This is a genomic window from Photobacterium sp. Ph5 (assembly GCF_022129445.1).
Classification (GTDB): domain Bacteria; phylum Pseudomonadota; class Gammaproteobacteria; order Enterobacterales; family Vibrionaceae; genus Photobacterium.
The window spans coordinates 1-19,582 of record NZ_JADQAQ010000004.1; the positions used below are offsets into that span (position 1 = coordinate 1).

Annotated in this window: 15 protein-coding genes and 1 pseudogene; 11 read left to right on the forward strand and 5 right to left on the reverse strand. The window is 41.4% G+C overall.

All coding sequences use genetic code 11. From position 1 onward, the window contains the following. Nucleotides 1-119: 119 nt before the first annotated feature. Nucleotides 120-947, reverse strand: a complete 828-nt coding sequence (gene elyC, locus I3259_RS02415) for an envelope biogenesis factor ElyC (RefSeq protein WP_238028165.1) — start codon at nucleotides 945-947, stop codon at nucleotides 120-122. 119 nt (nucleotides 948-1,066) lie between these two features. Here elyC and cmoM point away from each other — a divergent pair, with 119 nt between their 5' ends. From cmoM to I3259_RS02465, 10 genes are all read left to right on the forward strand, one after another. After that, complete coding sequence (gene cmoM / locus I3259_RS02420) at nucleotides 1,067-1,900, forward strand: tRNA uridine 5-oxyacetic acid(34) methyltransferase CmoM (protein WP_238028166.1); 834 nt, start codon at nucleotides 1,067-1,069, stop codon at nucleotides 1,898-1,900. Continuing rightward, nucleotides 1,897-3,219, forward strand: a complete 1,323-nt coding sequence (gene mukF / locus I3259_RS02425) for a chromosome partition protein MukF (protein WP_238028167.1) — start codon at nucleotides 1,897-1,899, stop codon at nucleotides 3,217-3,219. The genes cmoM and mukF overlap by 4 nt, the downstream gene beginning before the upstream one ends. Next, nucleotides 3,200-3,943, forward strand: coding sequence for a chromosome partition protein MukE (gene mukE, locus I3259_RS02430; RefSeq protein WP_238028168.1), 744 nt, complete (start codon nucleotides 3,200-3,202; stop codon nucleotides 3,941-3,943). The genes mukF and mukE overlap by 20 nt, the downstream gene beginning before the upstream one ends. After that, a complete protein-coding gene (mukB, locus tag I3259_RS02435; RefSeq protein ID WP_238028169.1) occupies nucleotides 3,943-8,406 on the forward strand; it encodes a chromosome partition protein MukB in 4,464 nt (1,487 codons plus the stop codon). Before mukE ends, mukB begins: the two co-directional genes overlap by 1 nt. Nucleotides 8,407-8,637: 231 nt before the next feature. After that, a complete protein-coding gene (locus tag I3259_RS02440) occupies nucleotides 8,638-8,808 on the forward strand; it encodes a periplasmic nitrate reductase, NapE protein (RefSeq protein ID WP_105060459.1) in 171 nt (56 codons plus the stop codon). Between the two features lie 39 nt (nucleotides 8,809-8,847). After that, on the forward strand, nucleotides 8,848-10,032 hold the full coding sequence (gene torC, locus I3259_RS02445) for a pentaheme c-type cytochrome TorC (RefSeq protein ID WP_238028170.1): 1,185 nt from the start codon (nucleotides 8,848-8,850) through the stop codon (nucleotides 10,030-10,032). Between the two features lie 73 nt (nucleotides 10,033-10,105). Then, complete coding sequence (gene torA / locus I3259_RS02450) at nucleotides 10,106-12,586, forward strand: trimethylamine-N-oxide reductase TorA (RefSeq protein ID WP_238028171.1); 2,481 nt, start codon at nucleotides 10,106-10,108, stop codon at nucleotides 12,584-12,586. A 132-nt stretch (nucleotides 12,587-12,718) separates the two neighbouring features. Then, nucleotides 12,719-13,171 (forward strand): group II truncated hemoglobin, encoded by a 453-nt coding sequence (locus I3259_RS02455; RefSeq protein WP_238028172.1) that lies wholly within the window; start codon nucleotides 12,719-12,721, stop codon nucleotides 13,169-13,171. A gap of 135 nt (nucleotides 13,172-13,306) precedes the next feature. Then, on the forward strand, nucleotides 13,307-14,086 hold the full coding sequence (locus tag I3259_RS02460) for a TSUP family transporter (RefSeq protein WP_238028173.1): 780 nt from the start codon (nucleotides 13,307-13,309) through the stop codon (nucleotides 14,084-14,086). 278 nt (nucleotides 14,087-14,364) lie between these two features. Next, a complete protein-coding gene (locus I3259_RS02465; RefSeq protein WP_238028174.1) occupies nucleotides 14,365-15,738 on the forward strand; it encodes a sensor domain-containing diguanylate cyclase in 1,374 nt (457 codons plus the stop codon). 25 nt (nucleotides 15,739-15,763) lie between these two features. On the opposite strand, the gene I3259_RS02470 is transcribed toward I3259_RS02465, so the two are convergent. The 3 genes and pseudogenes from I3259_RS02470 to I3259_RS02480 form a co-directional block, all read right to left on the reverse strand. Beyond that, a complete protein-coding gene (locus I3259_RS02470) occupies nucleotides 15,764-16,612 on the reverse strand; it encodes a LysR family transcriptional regulator (protein WP_238028175.1) in 849 nt (282 codons plus the stop codon). Between the two features lie 233 nt (nucleotides 16,613-16,845). After that, nucleotides 16,846-17,189 (reverse strand): annotated as a pseudogene (locus tag I3259_RS02475) (hypothetical protein). A gap of 1 nt (nucleotide 17,190) precedes the next feature. After that, on the reverse strand, nucleotides 17,191-18,081 hold the full coding sequence (locus I3259_RS02480; protein ID WP_238028176.1) for an EamA family transporter: 891 nt from the start codon (nucleotides 18,079-18,081) through the stop codon (nucleotides 17,191-17,193). Between the two features lie 132 nt (nucleotides 18,082-18,213). On the opposite strand from I3259_RS02480, the gene I3259_RS02485 reads away from it, so the two are divergent. Next, entirely contained in the window at nucleotides 18,214-18,696 is a 483-nt protein-coding gene (locus tag I3259_RS02485; protein WP_238028177.1) for a MarR family transcriptional regulator, read from the forward strand. Nucleotides 18,697-19,053: 357 nt separating this feature from the next. Here I3259_RS02485 and I3259_RS02490 read toward each other — a convergent pair whose 3' ends face one another. Then, nucleotides 19,054-19,557, reverse strand: coding sequence for a MarR family transcriptional regulator (locus tag I3259_RS02490; protein WP_005367205.1), 504 nt, complete (start codon nucleotides 19,555-19,557; stop codon nucleotides 19,054-19,056). Nucleotides 19,558-19,582: the final 25 nt, after the last annotated feature.

Below are 19,582 nucleotides of genomic sequence, written 5' to 3' on the forward strand. Positions count from 1 at the left end.
GTAGACATATGGTTCACCTCTTTGAAAGCCTACCCTAAGCCTAACGGCTTAGGATAAGGCGGACCATATAATTAAGCCCAGTAACAATGTACTGGGCGATAAGAGGGTTTTGTAAAATTTTAGCCAGCGATCGTCAGTGCATCCGCACTATCATGACTGTTTTTGTCTGTGTTTTCTTTTTTATTATTTGCGAGAAATGTGCGCAATTGTTGCCATAAACTGCCTAGCTTTTCATGCCAATAACGTTCTGTTTGGTTTAAAAACTGTGAACTTGGCGCATAGCGTACCCAAGGCTGTTTGATCTTGTTTGTCGCTAAAAAGTTAGTTGGCGCTGGAATTGGCTCCAGTCCTGCTTGATGAAATTCATACAAGGCACGTGACATATGACTAGCAGATGTTACAAGCACTAAGTTTTTATCGCCCACAACGGAAGCTGCTTGATGGGCTTCTTCCCAAGTATCTTTAGCCGTTTCTAATAACAGAATGTCTGATTTACTCACACCTAATGCTAGGGCAACTTTAGCCATCATACGAGCATGACTGATATTGGTGCCGCCGCCGTAACCAGATAGGATCATTTTAGATCCTGGATACATCCGATAAATACGAATACCTTCAGTTAAACGCATTAACGCAGTTCGTGAAAGTTCAGAGGTCATTGGAAAAGTTTTGTCGATCACATGGCCATTTCCTAGCACCATAATAAAGTCGATAGGTTTAGATGAGCCGACAAAAGCAGGGTGTTGTTGCTCTAATGGGCGCAATAAACTCGTCGAAACTGGCTGGAAAGAGACAGCAAAAAGACCTAAAAAAGAGAACGCAATAATTCCCGAAGCCAGTTTTTTCTTACGTGTAAACCATAAAACCAATAATCCTATAACCCCGATGATTAGCAGTGCGGGGAGGGGCATTAGTAGTGTTGCGATTAATTTTTTTAATTCAAACATGAAATGTAGTCCGAAATTTCAGCAGTTGAGCTTGAAAAAGCATCACAAGCCTTTATTCCTTTACTGCTTGTGAGAAAATAAGTCACTTTTTAGATTCGCTATCATAACGTAAAGCAGCCGTGATCAAAGACCGAAATTTTGATGATTTAGCGCAAAAGTTCGCTGAAAACATATATGGCACTGCAAAAGGGCAAATTCGACAAACTGTCGTTTGGCAAGATATTGAACAAATTCTTACCGCGCTTAACAGTGTATCACCTCTTACTGTGTTAGATGCAGGGGGAGGTATTGGGCAATTGTCACAAAAAATTGCATCGCTTGGACATCAAGTAACGTTATGTGATCTTTCTAGCGAAATGTTGACACTAGCTCAACAAGAAATTGCTAAAAACGGTTTGCTTGAGCAATATCGTCTAGTGCATTGTCCAGTACAGGAAATTGGTGAGTTCATACCTGAACCTGTCGATTTAGTATTATTTCATGCAGTAATGGAATGGTTAGCTGAACCAATCGAGGTACTTACTGGTCTATTACAAAATGTGAAACCTGGCGGTGCAATATCCGTGATGTTTTATAACTATAACGGTTTACTATTTAAAAACTTAATTTGTGGCAATTTGACTCACATTGAGCAAGGCATGCCACATCGTAAGCGTTTTAAATTACAGCCGCAGCAAGGGATAAAACCAGAAGATGTTTATCAGTGCCTAACCGATGAAGGGTTTGAAATTATGGGAAAAACAGGGGTTCGTACCTTCCATGATTATATGCAAACTTTCCGTGTAGGTGACTACAGTTTTGAACAGGTTCTTGAGATGGAGCAGAAGCTTTGCCGTCAAGAGCCGTTTTTGTCGTTGGGGCGTTATATTCATGTGTATGCCCGTAAGCCTTTTGCTGAAGAAACGCACATCACAACGACAAACTCCAATAACAGCAATAAGGACAAGGGATGAGTGAAGTTACCCAGACGGTTCCTGAGTTGGTTAGCTGGGTAAAGCAAAACGACTTTGCTTTAAACCTACCAACGGAACGGCTGGCGTTCTTGTTAGCCATTGCCGTTTTAAGCGGTGATCGCTTTGATGAAGAATTAGGGGAAGGAGAACTGGTTGATGCATTTCGCATTGTAAGTGACATGTTCGGCCAGTCGAAAGAAACCCTAGCATTTCGCGCCAACAACGCCATAAATGAACTGGTGAGACAGCGATTAATTTCTCGTTTTACCAGTGAAGTAACCGATGGTGCTAGTATTTATCGTTTAAGTCCATTAGCGCTGGGCATAACGGATTATTATGTTCGTCAACGAGAATTCTCAACACTCAAGCTATCCATCCAGTTAGCGATGGTGGCTGACGAAATCAATAAGGCAGCAACGGCGGCACAAGAAGACGGTGATGAAAAACACTGGCGTCAAAATGTCCATGCCGTATTGAAATACTCAGTAGCTGAAATATTCGATCGAATCGATTTAAACCAGCGCACCATGGATGAGCAACAACAGCAAGTGAAAGTCGATATTGCTGAATTGCTAAACCAAGATTGGCGTGCAGCAATCAGTAGTTGTGAGCAGTTACTTGATGAAACTTCATCAACATTAAAAGAGTTGCAAGATACGCTACAAGCGGCTGGCGATCAGTTACAAACGCAGTTACTTACGATTCAAGAAACGACCCAAGGTCGTAACGATTTAGATTATGTTGATGGGATGGTTTATATCCTACAAGCAAAACTGGATCGTATTATCAGTTGGGGTCAGCAAGCGATTGATTTATGGATTGGCTACGATCGTCATGTACATAAGTTTATTCGTACCGCGATTGATATGGACAAAAACCGTGCATTTAGTCAGCGTTTACGCCAGTCGGTTACTGATTATTTTGATGCGCCATGGTTATTGACCTATGCCGATGCCGAACGTTTATTAGACATGCGTGATGAAGCATTAGTGCTTCGTGATGATGAAGTAACCGGCATTGTTCCTGCTGAGATGGAATTTGAAGAGCTCGACTTAGTCAATGATATATTGGCAGAAAAAGTTGCAGCAATGCTAAAAGCGCATAAAGCGACAGGCGCACCCATCAACTTAAGCGCACTGCTTAAAGATTATTTGGCTCAACACCCATTTGCCCAGCATTTTGATTTGGCAAGAATCGTGATTGATCAAGCAGTAAGAATGGGATACTCAGAGGCTGACTTCAATGCAATTCAGCCGGATTGGGAAGCGATTAACGAATACGGAGCCAAGGTACAAGCTCATGTCATTGACAAATATTGAAGAATTCATGCCGGAAAATTTAGCAAAAGCAATTGCTAATCCACTTTTCCCTGCACTGGATAACGCGCTCCGTTCAGGTCGCCATATTTCTAGTGAAGATTTAGATAACCATGCCTTTTTGATCGAATTTGAACAAGAACTCGGCATGTTTTACAAGCGTTATAATGCAGAATTAGTCCGTGCGCCAGAAGGCTTTTTATACCTTCGTCCACGTTCAACCTCATTTATTGGTCGTTCTGTATTATCAGAAATCGACATGCTGGTGGGTAAAGTGTTGTGTTTCCTTTATCTAAGCCCAGAGCGTTTAGCGCACGAAGGTATTTTTACCAACCAAGAGTTGTTTGACGAATTAGTGACATTAGCGGATGAACAAAAGCTAATGAAATTAGTGACTAACCGCGCAACAGGTTCAGATCTTGATCGTGAAAAACTGTTCGATAAAGTGAAAACATCATTGCGTCGTTTACGTCGTATAGGGATGTTAATTCCAATTGGTGATCACGGTAAATTTCGTATTAGTGAAGCGGTATTCCGTTTTGGTGCCGATGTACGAACGGGTGATGATATGCGTGAAGCGCAGCTACGCTTGATCCGTGACGGTGAAGCTGTCGTGCATCATCAAGAACCAAGCCAATCAAGTTTGCTCGACGATATCGAACAAGACAGTCAAGAATCACTTGAAAATGCAGATGCACAACAAGTGGAACAGGAGAGTAGTATTTAATGGAACGCGGTAAGTATCAATCGCTCACCATGGTCAACTGGAACGGCTTCTTTGCCCGTACATTTGATATTGATAATTTGGTGACAACGCTTTCAGGTGGTAACGGTGCGGGTAAGTCAACTACCATGGCTGCTTTCATTACCACGCTAATTCCTGACCAAAGCCTTCTTCATTTCCGAAATACAACGGAAGCGGGTAGCTCGAACGCTTCTCGCGATAAAGGTCTGCACGGTAAATTAAAGCCGGGTGCCTGTTATGCTGCGCTTGATGTAGTTAACTCAAAGAAACAACGTATTATTTTTGCAGTAAAACTACAGCAAGTTGCAGGTCGTGATAAGAAAGTCGACATTAAACCTTTCTTAATTCAAGGTTTGCCTTCACACATCAAACCAACCGATGTGTTAATTGAAACGCTATCTGAAAATCAAGCCCGTGTTCGCCAATTAAATGATGTGAAAGACATTGTTTCCGAACACGAAGGTGTACAATTTAAAGCATTTAACTCGGTTACTGATTACCACGTTCAAATGTTTGAAATGGGTGTGTTACCGAAGAAATTACGTAACAGCCAAGATCGTTCTAAGTTTTATCGCTTAATTGAAGCGTCGCTATACGGCGGTATCTCAAGTGCGATCACACGTTCATTACGTGATTACTTATTACCGCATAACACAGGTGTTAAAAAAGCCTTCCAAGATATGGAAGCGGCACTGCGTGAAAACCGTTCGACATTAGAAGCGATCAAACTAACTCAGCGTGACCGTGACTTATTTAAGCATTTGATCTCAGAAGCCACTAACTATGTTGCTGCCGATTACATGCGTCATGCTAACGAGCGTCAGAAGAAGCTAGAGCAAACATTAAGCTTACGTGGTGAGCTGATGGGTTCACGCCAAACCTTAATCGATCAGCAGTCTACGTTAAATAACATGACTGCTGAGCTGGGTGAGTTGACCGAACAAGAAGGCGCATTAGAGCAAGATCATCAAGCAGCATCGGATCACCTACAGCTAGTACAAACAGCAGTACGTCAAGCTGAGAAAATCGAGCGTTATAAAGAAGATCTTGAAGAGCTAACTGAGCGTCTTGAAGAGCAGGTCATGGTGGTTGAAGAAGCGGCAGAGCAACTTGCGATTGCCGAAGAACAATCACAGCTAACGGAAGAAGAAGTTGATAGCTTAAAAACTCAGTTAGCCGATTACCAACAAGCATTAGATATGCAGCAAACCCGTGCATTGCAGTACCAACAAGCGGTACAGGCATTAGAAAAAGCGCGTGATTTGTCTGGCGATCATCAAATGTTACCTGATCAAGCGCCACCGTATCTTGCACAGCTAAAACAACAGCAAGATACTCAAACAACAGCGTTATTAGCCCTTAAACACAAACTGGATATGTCGTCAGCGGCGGCGCAACAGTTTGATAAAGGCTTAGCAATCATTACCACCATTGCTGGTGCCGTTGATCGCGCAAACGCAAGTAATAAAGCCCGTGAATTGATTGATCACGGTCGTCAACTTCGTGCGATTTCAGATCGTGGTGAGCAGCTAAAATCGCAATACCGTGATTTAGAGCGTAGCGTTCGTAGCCAACGTCAAGCGCTTGAATTAGCTGAAACGTATACCAAGAAATTCGCTACCACATTAGATAGCGAATTAGCGTTAGTTGAAGAGCAAGCGCGCCATGAAGCAACGCTTGAAAGCCTAGAGCAAGATCAAGCAACGCTGGTTGAGCAACGTAACGACATGCGCCATGACGAGCAACGCTTAGTTTCTCGTATCGCAACATTAGAATCGCAAGCACCAACATGGATTGCAGCTTCTGATGCGCTTGAAAAATTAGCAGAGCAAGCCAATGCCGAGCTTTCAAGCAGCCAAGCGGTAATGGATGCAATGCAGCTAACGTTGGATAACGAGCGTGAAGCTTCTCGTCAACGTGATGAATTAGCTGCACGTAAGAAGCAGCTTGATGCTGATATTGAACGTTTAGCACAGCCTGGTGGTAGTGATGATTCACGTTTACGTGGGTTAGCCGATACCCTTGGCGGTACGCTATTATCTGAAGTTTATGACGATATCACTATTGATGATGCGCCATATTTCAGTGCGATGTATGGCCCTGCACGACATGCGATTATTGTCCCTGATCTTAACGGTATTAAAGAAAAATTAGTCTCGTTAGATGATTGCCCAGATGATCTTTATATCATCGAAGGTGATGCGGATTCATTCGATGACAGTGGCTTTGATGTTGATGAACTAGAAGATGCGGTTTGTGTTCATTTAAACGATCGCCAACTGCGTTATTCACGTTTCCCTGAAATGCCATTATTTGGTCGTGCAGCACGTGAACAGCGTTTAGAGTTCTTACGTGATGAGAAAGATCAAGTTGTAGAAGATCACGCGAAGGCATCGTTTGATTCACAAAAACTTCAGCGTTTGTACCAAAGCTTCAATAGTTTTGTAGCAACGCACATGTCTGTGGCATTTAACCCAGATCCAGAAGTAGAATTAAAGCAAGCTCGTGATCAGCGTAACCAAATTGCACGTCAGTTATCTGAATCACAAGCGCAAGAACAACAGCAGCGTAGCCAGTTAGCCGCCGCTCGTGAAGGTCTTGCATTACTGGGTAAATTAAACCCAGTGGTAACACTGCTTGAAGATGACACGCTAAGCGCACGTTTTGAAGAAGTTGAACAACAACTTTCACAAATGGATGAAGCACGTAACTACCTTGACCGCCATGGAAAAGCGTTAGCCGAGCTTGAAACGTTAGTGTCTGCACTGGATGCTGATCCAGAGCAATTCGATGCGCTACAAGCTGATTACGAAGCGGCGGATCAGAAGCTACAAGAGCTGAAGACGCTGATCTTCGCAGTCGCTGATTTAGCCGAACGTCGTCATTACTTTAGCTATGCCGATGCGGTAGAGCTACTGAGTAAGAGTTCAGAGCTAAACGAGCAGCTTAAAGCGAAACTGGCAACTGCAGAACAAGCTCGTGGTCGTAGTCGCGAAAGCTTAAAACAAGCGCGCGCACAAGCGAACCAGTACAACCAGTTAATGGCGTCACTGAAGAGCTCACACCAAGCGAAAATGGAAACGGTTCAAGAGTTTGAACGTGAACTGCAAGAGCTAGGTGTACGTGCAGATGTTGAAGCAGAAGAGCGTGCACGTATTCGTCGTGATGAACTCAATGAGCGTTTACACAGTTCACGTAGTCGCCGTAGCCAGTTAGAAAAGTCAACCACCTCTATCGAACTTGAAATGAAGTCGTTAGTGAAGCGTTTACGTAAAGTGGGTAAAGATTATCAAGACTTCCGTAAGTTAGTGGTTAACGCGAAAGCGGGTTGGTGCGCAGTATTACGTTTAGCACGTGAAAGCGATGTTGAACGTCGTTTACACCGTCGTGAAATGGCGTACATGTCGGCAGATGAACTACGTTCACTATCGGATAAAGCGCTAGGTTCACTGCGTCTTGCGGTTGCGGATAACGAAGATTTACGTGATGCGTTACGTGCGTCAGAAGATGTGACGCGTCCTGAACGTAAAGTTCTATTCTACATCGCAGTGTACCAGCATCTACGTGAGCGTATTCGTCACGATATTATTCGTACCGATGATCCGGTTGAAGCTATCGAAGAAATGGAAGCAGAGCTAGGTCGCTTAACTGAAGAGCTAACGGCTCGTGAACAACGTTTAGCGATCAGTTCAGATTCTGTTGCGAATATTATTCGTAAAACAATCCAGCGTGAGCAAAACCGTATTCGTATGCTAAACCAAGGCTTACAAAGTATTGGTTTTGGTCAGGTAAATGGTGTGCGTCTAAACGTTAAAGTGCGTGATACGCATGAATCACTACTTGCAGGACTGGTTGAGAATAAAGATCAGCATAGCGATCTATTCGGTAATAACCGTTTATCATTCTCTGAAGCGATTGCGAAGTTGTTTCAGCGTTTGAATCCACATATCGATATGGGTCAACGTTCACCGCAGATCTTGGGTGAAGAGCTGTTAGATTACCGTAATTACCTAGAATTAAGCATTGAAGTTAACCGTGGTACTGATGGTTGGCTACAAGCGGAATCAGGTGCGCTATCAACGGGTGAAGCGATTGGTACAGGTCAGGCAATTCTGTTAATGGTTGTTCAGAGCTGGGAAGAAGAATCTCGCCGCTTACGTGGTAAAGATATTATTCCTTGTCGACTATTGTTCTTGGATGAAGCGGCACGACTTGATGGTAAATCAATCGCAACATTGTTTGAGTTATGTGAACGCTTAGACATGCAGTTACTGATTGCGGCACCTGAAAATATCAGTCCTGAAAAGGGTACAACTTACAAACTGGTACGTAAGATTTTCAAAGATCGTGAACACGTACACGTGGTGGGTTTACGTGGCTTTGGAAATTCACCAAAGATTGCAGATCCAATCCAAACGGTATTAGATATCGACACGGTAGAATAATTCTCAGTTAAATATTGTAAAAAAGGCCAGCAGAGATGCTGGCCTTTTTTTATACCTAAAATAAGTGCTTAGATAAAAAATCAGGATTTATAAGGTAAGCGAAAATGTGATCCTAGTGGCTTTTTAATAACCTTATTAATGCAAGGTATAACTATTGTCTATAATTCATTTTAAGCACTGGAAAAAGCCTATTAAGAATAATAAGGCTTACTAATAAGTGAGAGAGCAATAATGTTAAGTGAAGAAATGGATGATAAAGAAAAAGGTCGTTATGAATGGCGAACATTTCTATTCATCATTGTTTTACTGTTTCCTATTTTATCTGTGATGTTTGTTAGCGGATATGGTTTTTTTATTTGGGCGCTGCAAGTGTTTTTCCTCGGCCCTCCGGGTCATGGTTAAGCACTCGTCAACATTAAATAAAAAACGGGTAGGTAAATAATGAAGTCGTCCTTAAAAAAAGTTTGGATAACGCTGTGGCGTCCAGCAACCAAAATAAGCCTTGGCGTCCTCGCGTTAGGTGGTTTTGTTGCTGGGGTTATATTTTGGGGGGGATTTAATACCGCTCTTGAAATGACCAACACAGAAAAATTTTGTATCAGTTGCCACTCCATGAGTGACACTGTGTATCCTGAGCTGCAAGAAACCGTTCACTGGTCAAATCACTCAGGTGTCCGTGCTACTTGTCCTGATTGTCATGTTCCCCATAATTGGACGGATAAAATTGCTCGAAAAATGCAGGCGAGTAAAGAAGTCTTTGGCGCGATTGCTGGCACCATTGATACGCCTGCAAAATTTGAGGCAAAAAGACTGGAATTAGCCCAGCATGAGTGGAAACGCTTTGCAGCGAATGGATCGTTGGAATGTAAAAGTTGCCACAATTATGACAGCATGAAATGGGATGAAATGTCACCACGTGCACAGGCACAAATGAAACAAGCAGCAGCGAAAGACCAAAGCTGTCTTGATTGCCACAAAGGTATTGCCCACCATTTACCTGCCAATATGGCCTCGTCAGGCGGGATTGTGTCTGAATTATCCGCCGCATCGCAAAGCACCGATTATTCAAAAGGTGACACATATTACAGCGTACAGTTTTTACCTCTTTATGAAGATGAAGCTAAAACCAAAGATGGTGGTTCTTTAGAGCCTGCATCTGCGGTGAAAGTGGTAGCGATTAAAAACGACATGCTGCAAATTGAACTAAGCGGTTGGCGTAAAGAGAAAGGCTTTGGTCGGGTTATTAATCAAGATTTCGGGATGAATATACCGACAGCCGCATTAAGTAAAAATGCCGCGCAAAGTGCTGATATTGTAAAAGGTTTCGAGCAAAAAGAAGATGACACCACAGGGCTAAAATGGCAACAAGTAACCGCAACATTATGGGTTGAGAAAAAGAACTTTGTTAGTGATATCAGTACTGTTTGGACTGCCGCTAAATCGGCATACAACACCAACTGTAGCGTATGTCATACCCAGCCAGCAGAAAACCATTTTGACGCAAATACTTGGCCTGGCATGTTTAACGGTATGCTTGCATTTGTGAATTTTGATACAGATAGCGAAGCTATTGTTTTGAAATATTTACAAAACCATTCGTCAGACTTTTCTAAAGCTGAACATTAATCAAACTAAAGGTTGCTAAACATACACATCATGTTCAGCAACCTTTTTACGTTTTAATCGTGAGGAATTTTTTATGTCACTGAGTAGACGTAAATTTTTGCAAGGCTTAGCAACTACGAGTGCAGCTTCTGTTATTGGTCCCGGATTGCTGATGCAAGCGGCTAGAGCTGCTGAAGAAGTAACAAAATCAACAGAGCCGCCGGGTATTTGGAAAGTTACAGGTTCACATTGGGGGGCATTCCGAGCGCGTATTTATAATGGCCAAGTCGCAGAAATTAAACCCTTTGAATTAGATAAGCACCCAACCGATATGCTAAACGGTATTAAAGGGATAATTTATAGTCCTTCAAGAATTCGTTATCCCATGGTTCGGTTAGATTGGCTTAAGAAAAACAAATACAGTGGTGAAACACGAGGTAACAATCGTTTTGTTCGAGTAACGTGGGATGAAGCGTTAGATCTCTTCTACCAAGAATTACAACGAATCCAAAAAGATTATGGTCCTTGGGCACTTCATGCGGGGCAAACAGGCTGGCGTGAAACAGGGCAGTTCCAAAGCTGTACCTCACACATGCAACGTGCGGTAGGTATGCATGGTAACTTTATTAAAAAAGTTGGGGATTATTCGACGGGGGCTGGGCAAACTATCTTACCTTATGTACTCGGTTCAACCGAGGTATATGCGCAAGCAACAACATGGACAACAATCCTAAAAGAGACCAAAACCTTAATATGGTGGTCTAACGATCCTATCAAAAATAGCCAAATTGGTTGGCAGTGTGAAACGCACGGCTCTTATGGTTATTATGCCCAATTAAAAGACAAAGTCGCAAAGGGCGAGATCACGATGATATCCGTCGATCCTGTGGTGTCGAAAAGCCAAAAATATTTCGGCTGTGAACACCAATATGTGAACCCCCAGACTGATGTTCCTTTCATGCTAGGAATTGCCCATACCTTGTACAAAGAGAACCTTTACGATAAACAATTTTTAGAAACTTATACTTTAGGGTTTGACGAATTTTTGCCGTATTTACTTGGTACAGGTAAAGATAAAATCGAGAAAACTCCTGAATGGGCAGAAAAAATTTGTGGCGTTAAAGCCGATGATATTCGTAAATTTGCTCGTCACTTAGTAAAAGATCGCACCATGATAATGTTTGGCTGGGCAGTACAGCGTCAGCAACATGGCGAACAGCCGTATTGGATGGGAGCTGTGTTGGCATCCATGCTTGGGCAAATTGGGTTACCCGGTGGTGGGGTTTCTTATTCTCATTTCTATAGTGGTGTTGGATTGCCATTTAGTACTGCAGCAGGGCCGGGTGGTTTTCCACGAAATGTCGATGAAGGGCAAGAGCCAGTTTGGAATAATAATGATTTCAAAGGTTATAGCGCCGTTATTCCTGTTGCTCGGTGGATTGATGCCATTATGGAGCCGGGGAAAAAGATCAAATATAACGGCGGTAATGTCGTATTACCTGATATTAAAATGATGGTATTTAGCGGTTGTAATCCATGGAATCACCATCAACAACGTAACCGAATGAAAGAAGCGTTCAGAAAATTACAAACCGTAGTGAATATTGATTATACATGGACGCCAACCTGTCGTTTCTCCGATATCGTATTGCCAGCATGTACGCAGTTTGAACGTAATGATCTTGACCAATACGGCACATATTCTACTTCTGGCGTGTTGGCGATGCATAAATTGGTTGATCCTTTATACCAATCAAAAACCGATTTTCAGATCTTTACTGAACTTACCGAGCGGTTTGGAAAAAGTAAGCAATATACTCGCGGCATGACAGAAATGCAGTGGATACAAGAGCTGTATAATAATTGTCGTGATGCAAACAAAGATAAAAACCCGATGCCAGAATTTAACGAGTTTTGGAAAAATGGCATCGTCGAATTTAAAACTGACCAAACCTACGTAAGTCACGAAGCGTTCCGAAATGATCCTGAAATCAACTCACTGGGTACACCGTCAGGATTTATAGAAATTTATAGCCGAAAAATAGCGCGCTATAATTATGAACACTGCCAAGGTCACCCAATGTGGTTTGAAAAAGAAGAGCGCTCTCATGGCGGACCGAAATCGAAGCAATTTCCATTTTGGTTGCAATCTTGTCACCCGAATAAACGCTTACACTCACAAATGTGTGATTCAGAAGAGTTCCGTAATACCTATGCGGTAAAAGATCATGAACCCGTTTATATCAATCCGGATGATGCTAAGAAAAAAGGCATTAAAGACGGTGATATTGTACGAGTGTTTAATGATCGCGGTCAGCTATTAGCAGGGGCGGTATTATCGGAAGATTACCCTACAGGCGTAATAAGAATTTATGAAGGGGCATGGTTTGGGCCGTTGAATAACGATATTGGTGCGATTGATACCTATGGCGATCCTAATACCGTCACCATTGATATTCCAACTTCACAGTTAGCGCAAGCAACCAGTGCCAATACTGTTGTTGTCGATATTGAAAAATTTACTGGCGAAGTGCCGCCTGTTACTTCATTCAGTGGACCTATTTATGTCAGTTAATTCAAAGCTGTTGTTGTGATAAATAAACAATTGCTGTGACATCAAGCAAACAATAAAGAGCCAGTAATCTGGCTCTTTATTTTTTTGGATATAATAAAATAAACAAAAGCAGTAAAAGACAGTGAGCCGAGATTGGATAGTTCAGAATACCCAGAGCAAGATGAATTTTCAGGTGTAAAGAAAGCGAAAGTGCCAGTATATGGAGTGGGAGATAGTACCTTACAAGCTGCTGGTGGCGAGCAAGGAGTAAAGCAATTAGTCGATGCCTTTTATTACTACATGGATACCTTGCCGGTTGCTGCCAAAGTACGTGCTATGCATAACCCTGATTTAACTGAATCTAAAGCCAAATTAACCACATTTTTAGTGGGCTGGATGGGTGGCCCTTCTCGTTACGCAGAAATGTATGGCTCAATTAATATACCGAGTGCGCACCGGCATTTAGAGATAGGTTTAGCAGAAAAAGATGCTTGGTTATTGTGTATGCAAAAAGCGTTAGACGATCAACCTTATGAAGAAACCTTCAAACGCTACGTCATGGTACAGCTTTCCTTTCCCGCAGAAATGTGCCGTAACAGAAGATAATCGCTGAGCAATCACGTATTATATTGACAACCTATTCCAACTTGGAATAGGTTGTCGTCTTGTTTTTCGCTATTGCATTTTTATTCATAACGTTAATATCACGTTATTAAATAATAACTTACAATGTGAGTTGCAATGGAATTAACGTTAGAGATCTTTGTACTACTGTTTTTTGTCGCAGGATTAGCCGGCTTTATTGATGCTATTGCTGGTGGAGGTGGGTTATTAACCGTTCCTGCATTATTGTCGGTGGGTATTCCGCCAGCACAAGTGCTTGCCACTAATAAATTACAAAGCTCATTTGGTAGTTTTTCGGCATCACTGTACTTTGTCCGTAATGGATTAGTGAAACTTAAAGACATGCGTTTAGCCATTGCCTGTACCTTTACAGGCTCAGCGATTGGCGCGTTGTTAGTTCAACATATTGATGCAGGTATATTAACCAGTCTTATTCCTCTCTTATTAATATTTGTATCACTGTATTTTCTTTTTAGTCCGAATATCGGTAAACCGCAGGGCGATCCAAAACTCTCAGAAGCGATGTTTGCTTTTTCTGTGGGGACATCCATTGGTTTTTATGATGGTTTCTTTGGCCCAGGAACGGGCTCATTATTTACTATCTGTTTTGTTGCGATTGCCAAGTTTGGTCTAGTTGAGGCAACGGCGAGAACCAAAATATTAAACTTCACTTCCAATATCGCTGCACTTACATTTTTTATTATCGCGGGGCTACCTATTTGGAAATTGGGTTTAATTATGGCTGTTGGTGGATTTATTGGTGCGCGGTTAGGTGCACACATTGTGATTAACAAAGGGCAAAAGTTTATTCGCCCAATGGTTATTATTATGTCGATGGTTATGGCGATAAAATTATTGTGGGATCAACATCCACAGTGGTTTCAATCTATTTTTTAACCTAATAGGTAAATGAATGCTACACGGTGTAAATATTTAGTGTGGTGTTAAAATAAAAGGAGAAAATAGAATGATAAAAGTAATGAATAGATGGGGTGTTCAATGTTAAAAGTGAATATTTAACCATCAGCATTCCAAATAGGTTTAAGCATTGTAAGAGAATGTTTCATTTCATGCGTATAGGATATTAATTTCATTTTAATTGAAGTATATTTATGCAACTAAGTCATTGATATTTTAACTCTAACGCTGGCAATAATTTATTTATGAATAACAAAATGAAAGTAAGAATAACGCACTCTAGTTTTGCTATATTACTCGCTTTATTTCTGCTCTTAATTGTTGTTGAATTGTTCTTTTTTAATAATGAAAATAAACATGACATATTAGTTAAAAAAGATAATATTGCTATTAGTCAAAACATCACAGCAACGATTAATGAACAAATTAATAGTATGGTTGCTAGTCTTAAAGCATTAAGTTATTCATTAAACATTCAAAATGGAGCTAATACGGAAGGATTTGACGTAATAGCTAAAAAAATCATTGCCGATAACGATATTATTTCTGAGCTTCAATATGCGCCTTTGGGTATTATTACAGATATTTATCCTAATCGGATTAAGCATACAGCGATAGGGCACGATCTTACCCATATTGATGAGCGTAAAAAAGGCGTATTACTGTCTATTGAAAATAGAAGTGTGGGCTTAATTGGCCCTGTAAAGCTAATTCAAAATGGTAAGCTGGCGTTTATTTTACGCTTGCCATTATTTAATGAAAAAAATGAGTTTACAGGCTTTGTTAACGCGATAAGTTATCTTGATCAATTTAGAGAAAAACTGGCATTAGATAATTGTCATTATAAAATTCTTGGCTTTAACCCTGACGGTCAGCGATTAACTATTTTTAATAACATAGAAAATGGTTGTGAAAAAACGACCAGCTCATTTACGGTGAAAGTCCCTAGTGGTGAGTGGTTGTTCGTTATTCAAAATCAACAAAAGAGTAATCAAGATGACAGCATCTATTTAAAATACCTGCTTTATTTTTTGTCTTTCTTGATTTGTATTTATGTCTATAAGCGTGAGAAGTACATCAAACAGAGCCAGAACTCTATTCTTGATATGAATATGATGCTGCAAAAAGCGTCATATACAGATGAATTAACACATCTGCCAAACAGACGGTTGTTAAATGAAAAACTGGATGCTATTTCAACGTTAACCAGCAACCAAACTTATAGTATTGCGATATTCGATATCGATAACTTTAAACAGGTTAATGATACTTATGGGCATGATGTTGGTGATGATGTTCTGGTTGCGTTTGCCAACATTTGTTTATCGAACTTACGTTCGACTGATATCATCGCGCGTTGGGGTGGTGAAGAGTTTGTGTTGTTAATGGAAAATACCGACAGTCACCATGGCCAAGAAATTTGTACGCGTATTCTTCACACCTTGTCACAGCATCGTATTTCATCTGGTGATACGCACTTTTCAGTGACATCATCGGTAGGGTTATGTGAATTTACTACCCCAGACTTTACGATACTCTGCGTGATGAAATGTATTGACGAAGCTTTATATGTATCTAAAAAAACGGGTAAAAATAAAGTTACGCTAGGGCATTTAACTGCGAATAAATAGCGTTTCTGCTCGGGGTAATGATCATTTATATTGTTTTAGGGATCACCACATCAGCGATAGTCTTAACCAGTTTTTTTATCCTAGGTAGTTTGTAACTATTTTGACGATAAATCAGATTAATAGGGCGAGTTAAATCAGATAATTCTTCAAAATCGAAACAGAACGTATCTTCAATCTGTAGTGTGTTCACAATCGACAAAGGCACAAGTGCTGGCGCCATACCTGCCAAGGCCAGCTGTGCTGAAGCAGTATAAGAGTCCATCTCCATTAGTGGTGTAATCCCTACTTTTTGCAAAATAGCGGCTTGAGAGTAATTAGATGGATTTTTTAAATCATTCACCACAAGCGCTTTCGGTAGTGCTGTCAGCGGTTGGTTAAACACCACCTTAAAAGGCTCATCCATTAAATGTTCGGCAATAAAACTATAGTTAGCAGGTAAATGCCCTGCGCAAAAGCCAATCGATGCCTTACCAGATTGCACGTTTTCGACAATTACTGGGGTATGGTGAGTGGTAATTGAAATGTATTTATCGTGCTGGAAATATTGCCCCATCGCTTGTGATAAATAACCCGCGACTAAGGTTTCAGAGCAATCAATCGTAATAATGCTTTGATCGTCTAAATTCTGATGCTCAAAAATTAGCCCTCGAATTTCATTAAAACTTGGCCCTACATTGTTAATCAACGCATGGGCGTCAGGGGTTAGCTTAATTAATCGCCCCGCAGGAATGATCAACTTAGTACCTAATGTCGCCTCTAGCTTGGCAATTCGTTTGCTCACTGCTGATTGGCTGATATACAAACGGCTACCCGTACGGCTCATGGTGCCTTCTTCCGCTAATACTAATAAGGTTTCAATACCTTCGAGTAACATAGGTGTATTCCATTGATGAATAGAGAGAAATTGATGATACGTGATCAGAGTAGGTGAGGCGAGATTGGTTTTTGCTTAGTCTTCACATTTTTACGCTGGGGCTGTAACTCACTTTTGCCCAATACTGTGCATTCCACTAATTTGGGTAATTATAAGAAAGTTGTATGACTATGCAGTTACATACGGAATAAGAGCCACCTGTTTTGGGCTGGTGACTCCTGTATCGCCAGTGGCTAGATCCCGTAGCGGAACGTTTTATGACCATATCGCGATGCACTGGAGCTAGTGCATTGGCGTAGGCAGCGAGCAGCTTCATGGTATATTTGCTTCGGGCATATAGGTACTGGTCGGTACATTCGTAACCGATTGCTTAAGAATTTGAGCAACAGGTTTCCACTGGTTCCATTCATCACTGTCTTGCCATACTCCCTCATTCCAAAACGGCAGATTCAGTTGGTATAAATCGAGAACTGTTGCCTTGTCAAAATGGGGTTCAGCCAGTGTTTGTAGGTAACTAGGCGACATTTAGGCTTTGAGAATGCGCTCTTTGACTTCCTGATACGATAGTAATGTTCATATTAATTCCTTATGACGGTCTGACGTTGTGGTTGGTGATCGGTTTGCGCAGATGAGCGAGGCGTAGCCAGCATAATTGAAAACAGAATGGCTAAGGCACCAAGTAATTGGGGCCAAGTCAGAGTTTGATTTAGGATTAGATATCCAAGAAAACAGGCAGAAACACTGCTAAGAAAACCGAGAAAAGAGACGGTCACCGGAGGAAGCTTTTCGATTCCGCGAAACCAGAGAAAATAACCCAAAATGGCACCAATCAGGCTCAAGTATCCATAGCCTAGGTAGTTGATTGACGTAAGTTGGGTTGGGACGCCTTCCTGCCAAAGTGAGACAGGTAACAAAATGATGCCGCCAAATAACAGCTGCCAACCTGTAAATCCAAGCATTGTCATGCCCGTTGGACGTCCCCATTTTTTTGTCAGCACCACGCCTAAAGCCATGCTCAGTGTTCCAAGTATTGCGGTCAACATACCTTCGATATTGAGTTTGGCTGAGCTGTTAAGTACCAGCAGACCTACACCGAGAATACCTAATCCACTGGCGATCAGTTGTTGTGAAGAGAAGCGGGTACTCAAAAGGTACCAACTCATGATCATTACAATCACCGGCTGGATAGACATCACCATCGATGCCGTGCCACCCGGTAGGTAGGTTGCCGCGAAAAATAGCCCGATGTTCAGAAAACCTAGCACTGCCATACGAAGCCACCACAACCCAGTTGGCCACGCTCGGCTAATAAGCACTAGTATTACACCAGCAGGCAGCGAACGGATTGTTGAAGCAATAAGTGGACTGTCTGGCGGCAGTGCTTCTGTTGTAACTATATAGGTACTGCCCCAGACAATAGGCGCAATTGCTGTTAATGCTATTGTTTTAATTTGCTGAACTTTGTTCATAACTCACCTTGACTGAATAGTTAATCATCTTCTAAAAAAGTATCTCCATGAAAAGATACTTCTTAGAAAGTAATTGAGTTGTGAATTTTAATCAAGTATCTTTTTTGAAAGATATTTATTTGAGAGGTAAAAATGTCATCAGACAAAGTCGATGAAATCCTTGCTCAATGGCTCGCTGTAAGGCCTGATCTGGATTGCTCTGCTATGGGGGTTGTCGGGCGATTAAATCGAACCAGCGCAGTATGGAAGAAGACGTTGGATCCGGTTTTTCGAGAGTACGGGCTGAGCAGTATAGAGTTTGATATTTTGGCCACCATGCGCCGCAGTGATACTGCAGTCACTCCTACTGAGTTGTATCATACTCTGATGCTTTCATCTGGTGCTGTCAGTACGCGTATAGAACAGTTGGTGAAAAGTGGTTTTGTCCAACGTATTGCTAGTGAAGAGGACAGACGCAGCTGTAAAGTTACCTTGACTAAAAAGGGGATTGAGTTGGTGGATACTGCATTGAATGCACATGTTGCTAATATGGATAACATGCTGAGCGTACTTAGTAACAAAGAACAAGAACAGTTGGCCAATTTGTTAAGAAAGATATTGTTGGCAGAGCAATAATGAACAGTTGCTTTTAAGATTTTCAATATTCCTTTACTCATTCACTGTTTGTTAATGCCAGTTTGTGATGCTAAAAATTACTTGAAACGCTATGAGTAGAGCTGAAGACCTAGCAAATTATTGTTCAAAAATAATTTGGCTCTAGTCTCTTGATATAAAAGGATCTTTTGATCGGTTACATATTACTGTTCGGGGTATGGATTTGGTCTATTTTCCGCGTGGTTAAAGGCTTAGCGAAACTGACTTCTAATAAAGGGTATAACGGCTAACGTTAATACTTCTTTGTGTGATGAATAAAAAAAACCGATCGGATGATCGGTTTTTTATTATCTCAATATTTGTGAACGTGTGTGGCGCTTATTCTTCTAATTCGCTTTTGGTTTTTTCTTGCTGAGTAATGCTACCCACTTCAAGCAGGGGAGCGACATCGAGGTGCTCGGCATTCATCATGGTTGAAATACGCTGTACTGATGACAGTAGCAGCGATTGTTCCCAATCGTCCAATTCTTGGTATTGAGATATAAAGCTATCTTGTAGCGGCAATGGCGCTTTTTCAAGTAGTGCTAAGCCATCTTCGGTAAGGTGAGCATGCACTTTACGTTTATCTAATTGGCTACGCTGACGTACCACTAAACCGCGTTTTTCTAGTCGATCAAGAATGGTGGTTGCCGTTGCTTGGCTCATATTAGTGTTATTAGAAAGCTGACGAATAGTCACTTCTTCGCCTGATGCTTTAATTGCTCGCATCAAAACTAATTGAGGCCCTGTCAATCCTGCGTTTTTATTCAATTTTCTTGAATGCAGATCGATAGCGCGAATAATTTGTCGAAGAGCAATCAGAACTTCTTCGTGCTTGTCCATGTAAATCTCCAAATCTTACAGCGGC